This window comes from Lysinibacillus xylanilyticus (genome assembly GCF_001708185.1).
In the GTDB taxonomy this organism is placed as follows: Bacteria; Bacillota; Bacilli; order Bacillales_A; family Planococcaceae; genus Lysinibacillus; species Lysinibacillus xylanilyticus_A.
The window spans coordinates 326,716-344,211 of sequence record NZ_MDDN01000003.1; the positions used below are offsets into that span (position 1 = coordinate 326,716).

Genomic DNA, 17,496 nt, shown 5'->3' on the forward strand with positions numbered 1-17,496 from the left:
TGTTTTTTTATGTTCTTTTTTCTTGAATTGTTACGATATGTTTAATTTCAGTAGGCATGCAAGTAAGTTCTGATTTAAAGAACTCTGGGAATAGAAAGGCATCCTTAAGATTCGAAATAGGTAACCATTCTAATCTTTCTTCCATACCTTCACTGGTGTAGCTTTCACTTTTTACTTCGACTTCACTTGATTTCATCAAATAAAAGAATGATATTTCATGAAATTGCGTTTCTCCATATGGACCACTTTGAACGGGGAAAAAGTTTTCATGAAGAAACACTAAACGCTCAACTTCAAAATGCACTTTCGTTTCTTCAAAGCATTCGCGGATGATGGCTTCTTCCATCGTTTCCTGTAATTTTACTCTTCCCCCGACAGAATAGTAGTAAAGGTCACGACTATTTTTAACCATCAGCACGTTACCATCACGGAGAATTATTGCGCCCACCCTCATATTGAATACACCATCTTTAGTCGGGAATGTAATGTCTTGCTTTTGTTTATCCATCTAAATCCCTGCCTTTCAAATGTTAGCATTATCACTCTATATAGCCATCTTTTCTCGATATTGAACTGGACTACATTTGAGTTTATTCTTGATACGCTTACCGTTGTAGTAGTGAATATATCCATTAACAGCGAGCTTTAAATATTCAAAACTAGAGTAAGCTTCCCTCCCTCACCTATAAATAAGCATAGATTACACTCTATTTAATAACTTCTCATATTTTACCATACAAAAACGCCATTCATTAAAGTGCAAGACGAATATGCATACAATCTTTTTATTAAGATGCAGAACAGCTTTGTTAATATCTAAAAGGTATTGTTTTAATCATGATCGAATATAGAAAATATAGGTAATTTAAATAAATACGGGGTGAGTTAAATGAACGATGCATTTTATAGTAAACACTTTACGCTAGAGCAAATTAGTAAAAGTATCTTTGCAGCAATAGCCAAAGAAGGTAGCGGGGCTGTGGCAAATGCAGGTTTTGTGGATCTAGGAGATAAAATTATCATTTTTGATACATTTAACACACAACAAGCATCTGAAGACTTAAAACTCATAGCAGAAAAAATTACTAATCAAACCGTTACATGGGTTTTTAACAGTCATTGGCACGGCGACCATATTCGAGGCAACCAAACATTTAAAGATAGTATTATTATTTCAAGCAAAATTACACACTCAAAAATAAGAGACATGCATCCTTCTAGATTCAGTAAACAGAAAAATGATATTCAAGGCTTAAAAGACTATATTCAATCCTTAAAAGACCAGCTAAATCAAACCAACGATATCAAAATACAATATCAGATAAATTCACTGAGTGAGTTAAAAGATTCTATACCTACTTTGGAATTAGTATTACCGAACCGAACATTTAACAATGAAATAACCTTACAAGGAACCAAACGCTGTGCAAAACTTTTCACATTAGGAGGAGGTCATTCTTTTTGTGATGCTATGCTTTATATTCCGGATGAGAAAGTAATATTTATGGGGGACTTATTATCTGTGAATTGTCACCCAACGTTTTTCGAAGAGTCTGACCCTGTGAAATGGAGCAAAATTTTAAAAGAGGTTGAAAGACTAGAAATTGATGTGGCGGTACCCGGACACGGTCCAACGGGTACAAAAGAAGATATCTCAAAAATAATCAATTATATTTCTAAATTAACTTCCATTGCAGAAAAGAGCAGCTCAAATGAGAATATTGAAATCCCTGAAATCTTTAAAAAATGGAGTTCACCGGAGTTTTACCTACAAAATATAAAACGAATAAGAGAGTTGTCAAAACTTTAGTTTTTGTAGTATTGCATTTACAATATTCAAGTTTAGTAAAAGAGAAGGCTTATAATTTGGCCTCCTCTTTTATTCATTTAAATGATCCAAGACAGATCGAAAATCCTGCTCCTCCCCTATTTCTCGAAAATTCCGAAATGGATTCTCCATCTTTTTCATTCGATCAAGTACAGCTGGAATTGTAAAGAGATCTGGCGTTAACTGTTCATTGACCTCCTCCCAGTGTAATGGGGTTGCCACTAAACCCATTTCATTACCTCTAGTTGAATATGGAGCAATAATCGTCTTACCTTCTGCATGCTGTACATAATCTAAATATAATTTTTTATGCCTATTCTTCTTTAAACGCTCAATTGTATACAAGTCCGGTTTTTGCTCACATAAAAATCGACAAATAAATTCAGTAAATACTCGTACTTCTTCATAGGAAAATACATTTTCAGGTAACGGTATATATAGCTGCAACCCTTTACCTCCCGATGTTTTAACAAAAGATTGTAGCTTAAAATAATCGATAATTTCCTTTAAATCTAGCGCCCCACGAATGGCCAGTGAAAATTGCTCTACGGATGGAGGGTCTAGATCGAAAACAATCTCAGTCGGATGCTCTGTTTGCAACGTTTGGAATGGGATATGTAGCTCTAACGCAAGCTGATTGCCTAGCCACAATAATGTTTCTAGATTGTTACATACAAGATAATTAATGTCTTCTACCCTTCCCGTTGATACAAATGCAGGTATTTTCTCGGGACTACTTTTTTGATAAAAGCTTTCACCCGGAATCCCATGTGGAAACCGAATTAATGTAAGTGGCCGATTTCTCAGGAAAGGTAATAAATACGGAGAAATCATTTGTAAATAATGCAAATACCCATCCTTCGAAATACCGATTTCTGGCCAAACAGGCTTATCAGGATGCGTAATCTGAACAGTATCTGGAATCGGAAAAAGTTGACGCTGCATGTGCTGCCATTGACAATCCTCTGGCAACATCTCCAGGCGAAATGCATGGAAACGTGGTTCTCGAAGTTTGCTTCCATCAAAATCAATACATGCTATATCAACACAAATGGATGGCTCCAGTTCCCATGTTTCATTATTCCTCTGTCCATTTGCTTGAAAAAATGCAATGAGTGTTTTACGCTCTTCCTCTGACATTCCATGTTTAAAACTTACTATTTCTACTAGCTCGTCATGTTGATAAACAGAGCCGTGAAAATAACCATTTCCATGATCATATTTAGTAACTATGACCGTTACATAGCGCCAATTTTTAATTTTCACCCAATGTGTAGAGCGAGAATTCTCCATCCATTTACTCGTTTTCTTCTTTGCAACTATTCCCTCCCCATTGTAAACCTTTATAGCATGCCAAAGTGTTTCACTATGCTCCACACTGCTAATCGCTTGCAAAGGGCGTTGATCCTCATAATTGACAGTCACAGGGAGCTTTAAGATCGTAAAGAGCTTTGAAAGTTGCTGTTTACGTGTTTTTAAATATTTATTTGTCAGTGACTCGCCTTTAAAGCTTAGTAAATCAAAAGCAATATAATGAAACGGAAAGGAGCTTGCATGCGCAGCAATCACTTCTCTATTTTGCATCCTCCCTCTTTTTTGAACTAACGAAAAATCACTGTTAAAATCATTCGTTAAATAAACTAACTCACCATCAAATGTTAATGGTAAATACTTTTTAATTTTATTTAGTATACTTTTACAAAAATCGAGTATCTCCGGAAACAAGTGATTTAAGTTGTTGCCATTTCTGCTTATTAACAATGGCTGTTCGTCCCAAACTAACATACATCTAAATCCATCATATTTTGTTTCGTACAACCATTCCTCACCAATAGGCGTTTCGAGTACTTCTGTTAATAGCATTGGTTTCATTTGAATACCTACTTTGCTTTTTACCTTCAGTTTTTGACGATTTCACTTTAAGATACATAAAAATAAGTAAAATATATCATAGTAAGAAAAACGAGGTGATACAAATGCATACAGTTTGGAAAGGCAGTATCTCATTTGGTCTTGTCAATATACCGGTAAAACTACATGCCGCTACAGAAAATAAAGACATTAAATTGCGACAGCTCCATAAAGAATGTCATACACCTATTAGCTATAAAAAGGTTTGTGAAGGCTGTAACCAAGAAGTAAAAGATGAGGATATTGTTAAAGCATATGAATATGCCAAAAATAAGTTTGTCGTATTAGATCAAGAAGAGTTAGAGAACTTACGGAAGGAAAATGAAGATAAGGCCGTTGAAATCATTGATTTTGTGAAATTAACCGAAATCGATCCTATTTATTTTGAACGCACTTATTTTTTATCCCCTGATTCGACTGGCGGGAAGGCTTACTCCCTATTACGTCAAACATTAGAGCAATCCGGAAAAATAGGCGTTGCTAAAATTATGATCCGTTCAAAAGAGCAACTAGCAATTGTACGCGTTTATCAAAACGCTTTAGTAATGGAAACGATTCATTACCCTGATGAAGTTAGAAGTGTTGGTGATGTACCAAATGTTCCAAGCGAACCAAACATTGTTCCAAAAGAGCTAGAAACCGCACTGATGCTTGTCGATCAATTAACAACAGAATTTAATCCTGAAAAATATACAGATGATTATCGCAATGCTTTAATGGAGCTTATAGAAGAGAAAAAAGCTACGAATACAATATCGACTAGTGATAAACGTCCAGTACCTGATAATGTAACGGACTTAATGACAGCACTCCAAGCCTCATTAGAGAAAACGAAAAAGCCAGCAACAAGAAAACGAGCAACCAAAACGAAGAAAAATGCTTAAAATGTACATTTAAGAAGCGTATCCATTGTTTTTGGATATGCTTTTTTAAAGAATTTGCCTCTTACTAGATACGACCAATAGCTTGTCACAATACATTTCAAATTTATGATAAAAATTGGGCTTGACAATCTCTTCAAAACGGCGATTCCATTTAAGCAAGTTAATGAATATTGCAAAAGTAGGTTTGTAATTCGACTTTTCCAAACCTAGTTTTTGTAACGTAAATCTCTTTATTATTCGATAGATTCTGATGAAATACTTTGTATCTAAGAAAATAATTAAGTCGGCATTCGAAAAGCTTTGTGTTACCCAGTCTTCATTATGAACACCCTCAATAATCCACGCATTTGTAAGAATGATATTATTTAAATATGCAACTTTTTGTTGTTCGGTTCTTCTAATGTCACCGGAATTTTGCCTTAACCAAACAACATTATCTAGTTCATAATAAGGGATATTTAATTTCGCGGATAATTCTTTCGCTAAAGTTGTTTTCCCACTCCCAACAGAGCCAATGATATGTATTTTGCTCGGAAATTTCTTGTTCAAACGAACCCTCCTATCCTTTATAGTTTATTATTTTGTAGCTCATCACCAAAAGTTAGGATGGCAATTTAGTAAAAAGATTCACTATATACGTTGATCTAAGGTCCGGCTAGACGACTCCTTGGATTAGTTAAGATGAGACCCTGGAGCACAAGTGAAGCGGCTCACCGACGCGTCCAAGCTAGAAAGGAAATCAACCCTACATTTATGGTGCAAATCTAATTTGTGTGAATATTGGATTTATTATACAATATCTATTAAATAAAGTTAACGGTGAAGGAGTTAGAGGTATGTATCAAAATGAATTTAGTAGAAATTTAGAAAAATATAAAAATCCTATTGAATATGATGCACTTCATGAAAATTACAACGAGGATTTACTTTTTATTGAAAATCTTCTTAGCAAGAATAACGATACGATAATTGAATTAGCCTGTGGCACTGGTCGGTTAGCTATTCCACTAGCCAAGCAAGGCTTCAATGTTTATGCAGTAGATATCCATGAAGGGATGCTTCAATTGGCAATTGAAAAAGCGAAAAAACAAAATGTACATGTGCATTTTACTGTGCAAGATTGCACGCAACTTCAACTACCAATCACATCAAATTTTGTCTATATGACAGGAAATGCATTTCAACATTTTTTAAGTAATGAAAGCCAAAATGCTTTATTCCAATCCGTAAAAAAGCACTTACATCCAGGTGGAGAATTTGTATTTGATACGAGAAATGCTCTTCTAAATGAACTGTCTATCGTGGATGAATACGAAGAAAGTTCAGTCAATAGTAAAGGAGAAAAACTAACCATTCAGCATAAGGAAGAATATAATCCTGTCACACAAATCTTAACTTGTCGTTCTATAAATAAGCTAGAACATTCAACTTTCGAAGATTCAATTCTACTTCGCTATACATATCCAATGGAATTGAAAAGGCTATTAGAACAAAATGGGTTTGAATTATTACATCTATACGGTTCATGGAAAAAAAGTGAATTTACGAAGGATAGTCCTTCTATGATTGTACATGCGCGATTAACAAAACAAAACCCATAACACAAACATTCGTTCTGCTTTTCTGTTATAATAAAGAAAAAACCAGGAGCTAAATAGATGATAAACATTCTTGAACGCATGGAGCATTATCGAATAGCAGGTCTTAGCCTTGTAGCGATCGAAAAAGGAAAAATCAGTAAGGCAGATTATTTTGGTGTTTCTGAAGCAGGTACCGATCATAAAATTAATGAGCACACAATTTTCAATGCTTGTTCGATTAGCAAGTTTTTAACTAGTATTTTAGTGCTGAAATTAGTAGAACAAGGGCTAGTAGACTTAGATGAAGATGTCAATCAGAAGCTAGTTTCATGGAAGGTACCTGACAATGCATTTACAAAGCATAAAAAAGTTACATTACGCAACTTACTCTGTCATCAATCCGGTATTGTAGACCCGGAAGGCAGTTTTACGACGGTAGAAACTTTCAATGACATGCCATCCATGGTTGAAATACTGAATGGTAAAACTCCTTATTGCAATACCCCTATTGAGGTAACGTATGAACCCGAAAGTGAATTTCACTATTCGGATGCAGGCTTTTGCGTCATTCATTTACTTATTGAAGACACAATGAGCAAACCATTTTCAATTCTTATGGACGAACTTATTTTCAAACCGTTAAACATGACAAACAGTATATTTTCTACCAATATTCCAACATTCAATACGGCCTATTTAGCTTGCGGTCATGATCTAAATGGTGCGTTAATTTTAGGGAAATATTCTATTTATCCATATCTTGCAGCTTGTGGTATATGGACTACTCCAAACGATTTAGCAAAATTATTACTGGATAATATGAATGGTGTCAAAGGACGAAGTAAAATTGGTATTACGACAAAACAAGTAAATGAATTGTTTCAACCTCAAGGATGTAAGGAATGGTCAGGCCTTGGTGTATTTCTGGATGGGGCTGACAAGAAACTCGAATTTTCATCTCTTGGCTGGGGTGTTGGGTTTCAATGTATGCTCGTAGCCTATCCACATCTCGAACAAGGACTTGTTATGATGACGAATGCTGATACAGGGGTGCATCAAATGAAGGGAATTATGGGAGAAATCTATCATTCGCTTTACAAATAACCGAAAAAAAGCTGGATGATTTATCTTATGGTGACAACAACTCACGGAATAGTTTAGTTGAATGAGGAATTTCTTACTAAGCAGATTTAGTTATAATTGAAGAAACAGCAGATGGAACGCTTATCTTTAATTATTTTGGAGAAAGTCATGCAGGTTCACATATGATACATCCTTTAGAAATTGAAATAGATGGAGATCAGAAGCTTTGGAAACCTTACTGTCCGATTTTATTAAGTTATTTCTAGTTGAAGAATTAGCGATTGATTCAACATAATATATAAAGATCAATTTACTTTGCCAGACAGTCAATACACGGACTCTATCTATTATGAAGAATTTGATCATGACAAAGTAACGAAAGAAAAAAAGCAAACATGGGAAGAGCCTCTACAACAAATAACGTTGATTTGGGAGAGTTAAAGAGGAACTGATTTGTATCAAATAGGGCGAGAAAATCAGAAAGAATATGTCACAGTTAGTTTAGTAAGGGATAATCTTTTTAAATCGATTGCTTCACAATAAATACAAAAAAGAGAAATTGCGCTGTGCAATTTCTCTTTTTTGCTTGAACTGAAAATAATTATAACTCATCCTCGGTAACTTCATTATTATTTTTATTACCATTTCCATTACCATTTCCATTACCATTGCCATTACCATTGCCGTTTCCATTGCCGTTGCCATTTCCATTTCCGTTGTCATTCCCTGGCTTTACAACCAACACATCAAATGTTAGTGTATGCTCACCATACGTTACCGTAACCGTCGTATTACCTTGACCTTTTCCTTTTACAGCCCCTGCTTTTACAGTAGCTATTTTATCATTCGCTACTTCGTAGGTTGCAAGATTTGTAACATCTTTTTCTGTTGTTTTACCATCAAAAGTAGTTACTTCAGTAATCTTAACTGGAACTTCTTTACCTATTCTAGTTTCAACCTGAGCTTGATCAATTTCTAGTGTTACTATTGGTTTTTCTATAACAGGTGCTTTAACTGTAACATTTAAAGTAACTTTATTATCACCGTATGAAATAGTAATTGTAGTTGTGCCCTCACCTACTGCAGTTACTAATCCATTTACTATTGTTGCAACATTTTCATTTCCAACAACATAAGTAGCTTTTGAAGTTACGTCTTGCTTTGTTGCATCACCTTCTGCAGGCGTTGTCGTTTCTGTTACCGTAAGTTGTGCAGTTTCTCCAGCTGTTAGGTTTAGCTCAGTTGGATTTACTGAAAGTGTTACTACTGGTTCTACTACTTCTTTTTCATATATCTTCGCTTCACCAACATTCCCGGCAGCGTCTTTAATTATTACTGATACAGCATTAGTTTCTGCTGTTACTGGGAATGTGAAGCTACCATCTTGATTTAATTCAAAAGCAACTGGAGCTTGTACTTCGCCATTTACCGTCGAAATATAGGAAGCTTTTAATTTATCATTTAAATTGTAATTTAAACCATATGAATATAACTCTTCATTGTAGTCGATATACTTATCTGTTACCTGTCCTGTAGCGACACCTTTAGCTACTGAACCAGTAATTTCTGGTTTCGTCGTTTTCACGATAATTGGTCCAACATAATCGGAAACTACTCCTGATGCTGCAAGACCGGTGAAGTCAATTGTATACAGACCATCTGGAATCTTTGTGGCAGATGCTGTCCCCCATGGTTTGTACTGCCCACCAACCTTCAGCGTATAAGAGCCTTTTCCTAGTGAAGTACCTGCATGTAGATAACCAATGTAGCCGTCTCCGTATTCTCCACCTTTAGGATTCATAATATCCCAAAGCTCGATATAGTTAGTTGTTACATCTCCAGTTAATGTAAATGAAAGTACAGCTGAGTCTTTTACTCCATCTCCGTTAAAGGATAGGTCTGTTTCTGTAATCTTGAAATCTTTAATTTCAGTTGCTGCCGCGCCGCCAAAGTCTGCTGCGAATGGCAATGAAATTTCTGTATCTCCACCGCTGATGTCAATATATCCCAGTATTTCAGAGCCGTTTGGTGCTGTAGCTTGTGAAGCCGTTAATGTAATATTTAAAAGTTGCTCACCATCTAGATTAAATGTCGGCTGATCTACTGTAACAGTTGCATCACCAAAAGTTTTTGTTACATCTATTGATACGTTATAATTGCCGCCGTTCCCTTTAATATCTTTTACTAAAACTTGTTTTGTTACAGAAATATCTCGGTCTTTAAGCGATTGTGGACCGAAAGTAACTGTACCTTTCAAGTTTTCTGTAACTACACCAGTTCCATCTAAAATTGCGCTATCAAGTGCATAGGCAAGAATTTCTGGATGAGCTGCTGCATAAGGATCTACACGACCTGCACCTTGAGAAAACACATCGTATTTGGTTTTATCTATAACCTTTGCTGTATTAGAAAGCGCCACTTTTACATCGAACGCATTCCAATCCGGATTTGCTTGTTTAACTAATGCTGCAATACCTGCAATATGCGGTGTTGCCATAGAAGTTCCTGTTTTACGACCATATGCTTCCCCATAATCTGCATTAGGGAAATCTTTTTTATACATTGGAATCGTTGACATAATATTTGTTCCAGGTGCACTTACATCTGGTTTAATATCAAAGTTTGGTGTAGATGGTCCACGTGAACTTGAAGAGTTTACATCATCCCCTAGTGTCTTTGTGGAAGCAAATTTACTAAAGCTTACTTTTCCGGTTCCGCCTGCTAATGCAGCGCGAATTGCATCGCCATCCGTTTGGGACATATCAAATGTTGGCAGAAATTCAAAAGAATCACCAAGGAATGTACCTGAAATGTTCGGTGCATTCGTTCCACCGGCAAAGTTATGAATAATTGTTGCGACTGCTCCATTTGCCTTTGCATTCGCAATTTTATCAACGAATGCGATACTGCCACGAGAAATCAATGCCACTTTACCTCGTACATCAATTCCTTCATAGTCTTTTACTTCTCCGTTTCCAGGAACAGCAACTAGGTCAAATTCTCCTTGAAGCTGTGTTGCTAAATTTTTCGCAAAGGTCGTTCCCATTAATGGAAGCTGCTTTTTTAAGTTGTAGTTGCCAACTGTAACATTCACTTCACCGTTATACATTGTTTCAGGGTTTGTTGTGTTACCAACAGCAATTCCTAAACGAGCGGTTGCAGGCGTGCCCATTGTTCCGCGATTTGGACCATCGTTCCCTGTTGCAAGTACTCCGATTGTTCCAGCCATCATTGCATTATTAATAGCAAATGAACCAGCATCCGTTTCAGAGTTAGCTCCCCCGCCAAGTGAAAGGTTGATAATGTCCATTTTTTCGATTACAGCAGTTTCAATTGCTTTCACAATACCAGATGTAGATCCACTTCCGTATGCTCCAAGAACACGGTAAGCATAAAGGTCTACCTTTGGAGCAATTCCTTTAATACCAAATTCGTTAGCTCCGATTGCTGCAATTGTTCCAGCAACATGTGTACCGTGAGAAGTATAGAACGCGCTTCCCTTTTCATTAAATTCAGGTGTCCCGACTGGACGCTCCGAAGGCAATGTTTCCGATGCATCATCATCTGCCCGAGGCTTCGTGTAAGTTGCTGAATTCGGAATGAAGTTCTTTCCACCTTTATAAATTCCGGCAAACTCAGGGTGATCTACATCAATACCCGTATCTAATACTGCTACTTTTATTCCTTGTCCTTCAAGTCCTTCCTTCCAAAGCTGTTCGATGCCAAGGAAAGAATTACTTGTATTCATTTGAGCTTCTAATTGATCTTCTTTAATAAGTTCCGATGATTTCTTTGTATTATCTTCTGATGCGTAAACAATTGCATCAGGTTCGATTAATGTAATTCCTTCTACTGTAAGCAGTTTCGGGAGATCATTTGCTTTCACAGTTGCCGCAAAACCGTTTAAAACAGTATCAAATGTGTATCCTTGAGTCATCTGAACTTTTTTAGCAGCTAACTCTTGTTTAACCTCTGCTTGTTGTGCTTTTACATTTGAACGAACTTCATTTGCTCGAGCATTAGAGAATTTTTTGCCTTTGACTTGGCTCATTCCTTGCTCTAGTGCCACAGGCATTTCAGATAAATGAACGATGACTGCAACATCTTGATTGCCTGATACATTTTGTAAGCTTTCGTGAAGAGTTGGACCATCTTTAGACAAGCTTAGCTGTTCAGCGATAGCCGCCTTTAGTTGAATTATACTTTCACTTTGACTATCCTGCTTAAATGGTTTCGATTCTTCAGCACTAGCGCTCGACAATGGAACCAATAGAGAAAGCACCATAACGAAAGCTAGAATACTACTTAAGAACTTCGTAAACTTAAACTTTTTCAAATCTCATTTCCCCCTTCTGCTTTTAGTTGTCGCACTTTTCAGTATAGTGCGATATTTCAAATTTATCACAAAATTACCAATACTAATATCGGAATATTTAAACATTTTAAAATATTGATAATTAGTATCAGTTTATCAAATATAGATTAAATCTATCTTCCTAGTAATTTAATAAAAAAGTAGAACTTTCATATGAGAAATGACTTACAGTAATTCATTAATTTTTTCAATTAATCCTATCAAGGCAAGAGTTGTAGGTGCAATCGCCGGTGTAGTTGCTGATAGAAAATTAGAAGGGTAGTAAGAGGCGTGATTGGAGGTGAATCGATTTAGTATGTGATCCGGGAAATTAAAATAACTGGCGATTATTAAAAAAATCGCCAGTTAATAGGTTGTGATGAATCATATCAAAAGCTATTAGTGTTATTGTAAATAAATGATAAAGTTTATTCTTTCGAAAATGCTTATTTTTTGATGAGAAATAACTACATTATGATGAACCTAATTAGTTAGAGATTGGTGATTGAGAAAATATATATAGCTCTACGTGTAAAAAAGCTCTAAATTCTGTAACATAATTAAATTCTAGAAGTTATATATGTGAGGGAGGTGAAAAGAATGGACTTTGAGGAGATCTATCTATTCCATACCTTATATAAATCATCAAGCCTCTTTCATGACCATATAATGCATTTGCACCATTTGTCCATAGCGAGTCGTATGGATTAACTTCAAATCTTGAAATGGATTATTATACTTAAACAGCGGAATGCCAGTACCTAATAGATGTGGTGTGATTGTAATTATCAGTTCATCTATTAACTGTTCCTTCATAAATGCATCAAGTATGTCAGCTCCACCAACCATCCAAATTTTCGAGCCTTCCTGTTCCCTTAATTTTTTCGAAAACGCTACGACATCCTCATTCACAAACTCAACATGTTCGTTTTTACCTCTTAATGAAGTCGAGAAAACATAACATTTCTTATCGGGATATGGAAAAGTCTCCGAGTGCTCTATAACGTAATCATACGTTCTTTTCCCCATAATAATGGTATCGATGGCTTGATACATGTCGGAATAGCCAGCATCCCCTTCCACCTCTGCCTCTTCCAGCTATTGTAAATCATCATTTTCTTTCGCAATAAATCCATCCACACTAGTCGCAACATATAAAATGATTTCTCGAGACATATCGTCATCTCCCTTTCTCTTTTGAAAAACTCATGAACACTATCTATAATAAACCTAAAACATGACAATTACTGGCATGATTAAATGAAAAAAGGTGAGAAAATGTCAAAAGCAAAACGTTTATTAGATATTCTTCTATTTGTTAGCGCAAAAAAGAAATTTACTGCACAGGAAGTTGCTGATGAATTCAATATATCGATTCGCACTGTTCATCGATATATTTTAGATTTAAGCGATATGGGCTTGCCTATTTACGCAGAACAAGGACGAAACGGTGGCTATACTGTCCTAACGAGCAGACTTCTTCCCCCTATTTTATTTACAGAAGATGAGGTAGTTTCGATTTTCTTTGCGTTTCAATCACTGCACTATTACCGCGATTTACCTTTTAATACGGAAATTAAATCCGCTTCTCATAAGCTTTATAGCTCACTTCAAGAGGAAGCGAAGCGTAAAGTAGATAAACTTCAATCCTATATCGCCTTTTGGAATCCTAAAAGGGCAATTGAAACACCTTTATTGAAAGATGCTTTAGAGGCAGCCATAGAAAATAATAATCTTTATATTCAATATGAATCCAAATCAGGTACTACTACGAAACATATTCATCCACTAGGTGTTTATGCACATGATGCGTTATGGTATATGCCTGCCTTTGATTTCACTAAACAAAAAATATTACTATTTCGTGTAGATCGTATTCTTTCTATCGTAGAAAGTGAAGAAAACAAAGAAAAATTCTTAAATTTGGAGGAGTGGTTTGGCAGTCCATATGAAACTAAACAACCCATTCGTTTACACGTTTTATTATCAAGGGAAGGTGTAAGACAATGTAAAAGCGATCCAAGCCTGGGGGATTTTGTCGTCATAACACAAGACGGCACAGGCTATATTGATTCCATTATAGACAAAGGTGAGCTTAATTTTATCAGCCCCCTCTTTTACCGACTTGGTGTGCATGCTCAAATTGTAGAACCTAAAGAATTAATCAATATTTTACGACAGCAGGCAAAAGACATTCTATCTCTCTATCAAGAAAATGATTAATGTTATATGACGATTTTGTAAGATTGGCGTAACATTCATCGTTACTACTTTATGGATAATTTCCTTATACTTTGTAAGTGAGGAGGAGATAACATGCAACCAATTGAATTAAATAAACGAATTGATACATTAGATTATTTAAGGGGATTTGCTTTATTAGGAATTATTTTAGTAAATATCCCAGCATTATTGTGGATTAATCCACCAGAAACATCTATAGATATTGCATACAATAGATTTTTAACACTTTTTGTGGAAGGAAAGTTTTTCTCCATTTTTTCATTTTTATTTGGTGTAGGTTTTTATATTTTTATATCTCGTGCAATGGCTAAAAATAATAACGCAAATCTTTTATTTATTAGAAGAATGATTATCTTATTGTTAATCGGGCTTGTACATTTTTATTTCCAACCTGGAGAAGCATTAACCGTCTATGCAATTTTTGGCTTAATAGCGTTACCATTTTACAAAGTTCGTAAAGAAATAAACGTAACTATAGGACTTATATTGTTAGCTGTGACAGCTTTTTATGGCATCAAAATTGCTATGCCACTTCCACTTATTTTACTGGGATTAGCTGCGGGACAGTATCGAATTTTTGAAAAGATCAACGACAATCGTAAAAGCATATTTATCTTTACAATTATAATGTTCTTTATTAGCATAGGGGGCTTGCTGTATCAATGGCATTATGTCCCAGAGGCAATGGTGAACGTTGACAATTTGACAAAAGTTGAATTTACAGAACATATGACAAACATTGAGAAATTTTCATTAATCGGGCTTCAATTTAGCCCATTTGTATCTGCATTTTATGTGGGATTATTAATACTTTTACTGCAACACCCTGTATGTCAGACTTTGCTTTCACCGTTAAAAAACTATGGCCGAATGGCATTAACAAATTATTTAGGACAAACAGCGCTAATCTTACTAATCGGCAATGCTTTTCACCTGATAGGCAACATTCGTTTTATCCAATCTCTTTGGATTTGCATAGGCATTTACATTTTTCAATTATTATTTAGCGAAATTTGGCTGAAATTCTTTAGATTTGGTCCATTTGAATGGCTGTGGCGAATGGGCACGTACTTGACAATACCATCATTACGTAATAGTTCAAAAAAATAGAATGAAGAATGGCAGAGACCTAACAGCAAGTTTTTCATATAAACATAATGGTAGTGAACCTAATTTAATCCAATCTTTACTCAAACCTTCGACAAAAACAAACCTCATTATTTTGGGCATTTCTACTTAGGTAGTGACCTTTTTTGTTGTCCAATGCTTATGAAGTTGATTATATTAAAAAATCGACAAAACCTTTGTGGTTTTTGTCGATTTTTACTTTTTATTTAGCGGCCCAAATATCAATTTCTATTTTAATATCAGGAAGTCCTAATGCAGTAATATAAGCGATTGTCATAGAAGGATAAGGATTGCCAAACATGGTTTCCCAGTGTTGATAGAAATCATCCCAATCAATTTCTTCTGTTGCCCAAATATTAGCTTTCACCACATTGTCTGCGTTTAGTCCTTCTGTTTCTAATATAATTTGGATGTTTTTTAATGTATTCTTAACCTGCTCAGTTAGTAGTGATGGTAATTCCCCGGTTTGCCCTACCCCAATCTGTCCGGATAATGCGTACATTGTTGCATCTTTAGGGATGATGGTCAGATGGCTGTAATTGCCAACAGGACTAGGTGCTTGGATTGGATTTTTACGTGTAATTCTATTTTTCATGTTCAATCTCCTCTAGGTTTTTATTTTTCTAAAAAAGGGCAGACTTCTCCCTATAAACTCAATTTTAGAAAAAAACAGCAGTTGAGAATCCAATACCCATACTTAAAAAACACAATGATCTTTTTTTCATTTGGACTCTCCCCTTCCACCTAAAGTAGCTTTTACATTACCATATCTTTCATAAACAATCAAATCTCTTACTTATTTTCCTTTTTGGTAAAAATGCGCAATAACCCTAACAAATAAAATATAACACTTGTCACGATCGCATTATAAAATAACATAGAAATTGAAGTTGGACCCCATACTTTAATAAATTCCCAATTTACCCCTATTACAATTTTAGGGAACATCAATAAAAGTGTTAAAAATATTGCTACAACTAAAGAATGTATAATTAGGAAGAACGTCCTTTGTGCATTGAACGATACTCTAATTCGCTGTTTTTTAACAATCTTCCTCACCGTTGTTAGCAATAAAATACTTAAAAACATCACCAGTCCAACGACAATCACACACAAAAGCGTCATGATTTTATCTATCCTTTGTAAGTTGTCAGAATGATTATTGTTAACATTTTTCCCTTCCCACAGATCCATCACACCTTGACCAATAGCTGTTGTATAGCTCGAGTTCATATTGGACAGGACGGCCACTCCTAATTGTTCATCAGGCTGCATGATGAAATAAGATGTAAATGTTGGATTTTCACCTGCATGGAGGATATATTGTTTTTTGTCGCTTTCCATTACTCCCCATCCACTAGCGTAGTATGTATCCTTATCAAAAGGCTCTACAGACTGATCAGGAATATGCGATTCTTGAATTAATTTTTTATCAATAGAATAAATTTGGCTACTTTCTAACTGTAGTTTTAACCATTTCGCTATATCATTCGTGTTGCTTATCATATATCCAGCAGGTACATTTCCACGATAGATAGGCGGTGTGTAAGGCTGCTCTCTCATAAGTCCGATTTTATAACCAGACGCCATCTCATTAGAATTAACTTGATGAAGACCAACAAATGAATCATTCATATTGAGTGGCTCTAATATATGATGTTTGATATACACATCAAAGGGCTGTCTTGATACCTTTTCCACAATGAGTCCCAAAACATCATAATTGAGCGTTGCGTATTCAAATGAGCTACCTGGTTTTCGATCTAATGGCTGATCAAGTAATTTTCTCACAGTCAACTCAAGGGCATCACTTTCATTACTTTCAGGGATATTAGCTATAGTGATAGTTGGAATCCCACTTGTATGATATAGTAACTGATTAATCGTAATCGACTGTTGCTCCCCATTATATTTTAACTTCAACCATGGGATATACTTTTGGACATCATCAGATCGTTTTAACAATCCTTCCCTTTCCAATTGTAGAATGGCTAGTCCTGTAAATGCTTTCGATGTCGATCCAAGTTCAAATAATGTATCAGAAGTAACTGGTGTTTTGGACTTAACATCGGCATATCCGAAGCCTTTTTCATAGACCGTCTTCCCCTTTTCTACAATTACTAACGATATCCCTGGAATTTTACTAATCGCCATCTGCTCTTCGACAAATTGTTCAATTTTTTGAATTTTTTCATCTGAGTTTGCATTAACGATTATTGGCGAAAAACTATAAAACGCTACTATCATGGCTATCATAAACAGATAGATTTTGGATGATTTCATTTTCATTTCTCCTTTGGATCTATACTTTCAAAAAGTATCGCTAGGTATTAGCTAACAACATTGTTTACTATAACAGGCAATTAGTAGCGGAACCATCGTTCAACATGACTAAAAACGACACTACATGACAATTTTGTAACGTACAGGTTTTTTGCTACAAATCTGTATAGACGACCACATATTAGAAAGAGATCTTACGTA

Annotated in this window: 12 protein-coding genes and 2 pseudogenes; 6 read left to right on the top strand and 8 right to left on the bottom strand. The window is 35.4% G+C overall.

Annotated elements, in window-relative coordinates; translation table 11 throughout:
* Positions 1–7: 7 nt before the first annotated feature.
* Together BFJ97_RS09375 and BFJ97_RS24065 are read right to left on the bottom strand one after the other, a co-directional pair.
* Positions 8–508 (bottom strand): NUDIX hydrolase, encoded by a 501-nt coding sequence (locus BFJ97_RS09375; RefSeq protein ID WP_068984378.1) that lies wholly within the window; start codon positions 506–508, stop codon positions 8–10.
* A gap of 36 nt (positions 509–544) precedes the next feature.
* Positions 545–661 (bottom strand): annotated as a pseudogene (locus BFJ97_RS24065) (IS3 family transposase); the annotation flags it as partial.
* A gap of 228 nt (positions 662–889) precedes the next feature.
* Here BFJ97_RS24065 and BFJ97_RS09380 point away from each other — a divergent pair.
* A complete protein-coding gene (locus BFJ97_RS09380) occupies positions 890–1,810 on the top strand; it encodes an MBL fold metallo-hydrolase (protein WP_068984379.1) in 921 nt (306 codons plus the stop codon).
* A gap of 69 nt (positions 1,811–1,879) precedes the next feature.
* Here the strand turns inward: BFJ97_RS09380 and BFJ97_RS09385 are convergent, their stop codons facing one another.
* On the bottom strand, positions 1,880–3,700 hold the full coding sequence (locus BFJ97_RS09385; RefSeq protein ID WP_068984380.1) for a DNA ligase D: 1,821 nt from the start codon (positions 3,698–3,700) through the stop codon (positions 1,880–1,882).
* A gap of 104 nt (positions 3,701–3,804) precedes the next feature.
* Between BFJ97_RS09385 and BFJ97_RS09390 the strand changes: the two genes are divergently transcribed.
* Positions 3,805–4,623 (top strand): non-homologous end joining protein Ku, encoded by an 819-nt coding sequence (locus BFJ97_RS09390; protein WP_068984381.1) that lies wholly within the window; start codon positions 3,805–3,807, stop codon positions 4,621–4,623.
* Between the two features lie 45 nt (positions 4,624–4,668).
* On the opposite strand, the gene BFJ97_RS09395 is transcribed toward BFJ97_RS09390, so the two are convergent.
* Positions 4,669–5,172, bottom strand: coding sequence for an AAA family ATPase (locus tag BFJ97_RS09395; protein WP_068984382.1), 504 nt, complete (start codon positions 5,170–5,172; stop codon positions 4,669–4,671).
* Positions 5,173–5,459: 287 nt separating this feature from the next.
* Between BFJ97_RS09395 and BFJ97_RS09400 the strand changes: the two genes are divergently transcribed.
* Together BFJ97_RS09400 and BFJ97_RS09405 are read left to right on the top strand one after the other, a co-directional pair.
* Positions 5,460–6,224, top strand: coding sequence for a class I SAM-dependent methyltransferase (locus BFJ97_RS09400; protein WP_068984383.1), 765 nt, complete (start codon positions 5,460–5,462; stop codon positions 6,222–6,224).
* A 57-nt stretch (positions 6,225–6,281) separates the two neighbouring features.
* Entirely contained in the window at positions 6,282–7,307 is a 1,026-nt protein-coding gene (locus BFJ97_RS09405) for a serine hydrolase domain-containing protein (protein ID WP_175401723.1), read from the top strand.
* A gap of 580 nt (positions 7,308–7,887) precedes the next feature.
* Here the strand turns inward: BFJ97_RS09405 and BFJ97_RS09410 are convergent.
* Together BFJ97_RS09410 and BFJ97_RS09415 are read right to left on the bottom strand one after the other, a co-directional pair.
* Complete coding sequence (locus tag BFJ97_RS09410) at positions 7,888–11,622, bottom strand: S8 family serine peptidase (protein ID WP_068984384.1); 3,735 nt, start codon at positions 11,620–11,622, stop codon at positions 7,888–7,890.
* Between the two features lie 663 nt (positions 11,623–12,285).
* Positions 12,286–12,816, bottom strand: a pseudogene (locus BFJ97_RS09415) (dihydrofolate reductase family protein).
* A 102-nt stretch (positions 12,817–12,918) separates the two neighbouring features.
* Here BFJ97_RS09415 and BFJ97_RS09420 point away from each other — a divergent pair.
* Complete coding sequence (locus BFJ97_RS09420; RefSeq protein WP_068984385.1) at positions 12,919–13,863, top strand: helix-turn-helix transcriptional regulator; 945 nt, start codon at positions 12,919–12,921, stop codon at positions 13,861–13,863.
* Between the two features lie 93 nt (positions 13,864–13,956).
* Positions 13,957–14,994, top strand: coding sequence for a DUF418 domain-containing protein (locus tag BFJ97_RS09425; protein WP_068984386.1), 1,038 nt, complete (start codon positions 13,957–13,959; stop codon positions 14,992–14,994).
* Positions 14,995–15,214: 220 nt separating this feature from the next.
* Here the strand turns inward: BFJ97_RS09425 and BFJ97_RS09430 are convergent, their stop codons facing one another.
* Both BFJ97_RS09430 and BFJ97_RS09435 read right to left on the bottom strand, forming a co-directional pair.
* On the bottom strand, positions 15,215–15,607 hold the full coding sequence (locus BFJ97_RS09430; RefSeq protein WP_068984387.1) for a RidA family protein: 393 nt from the start codon (positions 15,605–15,607) through the stop codon (positions 15,215–15,217).
* A 197-nt stretch (positions 15,608–15,804) separates the two neighbouring features.
* A complete protein-coding gene (locus BFJ97_RS09435; RefSeq protein ID WP_068984388.1) occupies positions 15,805–17,301 on the bottom strand; it encodes a serine hydrolase domain-containing protein in 1,497 nt (498 codons plus the stop codon).
* Between the last annotated feature and the right edge of the window lie 195 nt (positions 17,302–17,496).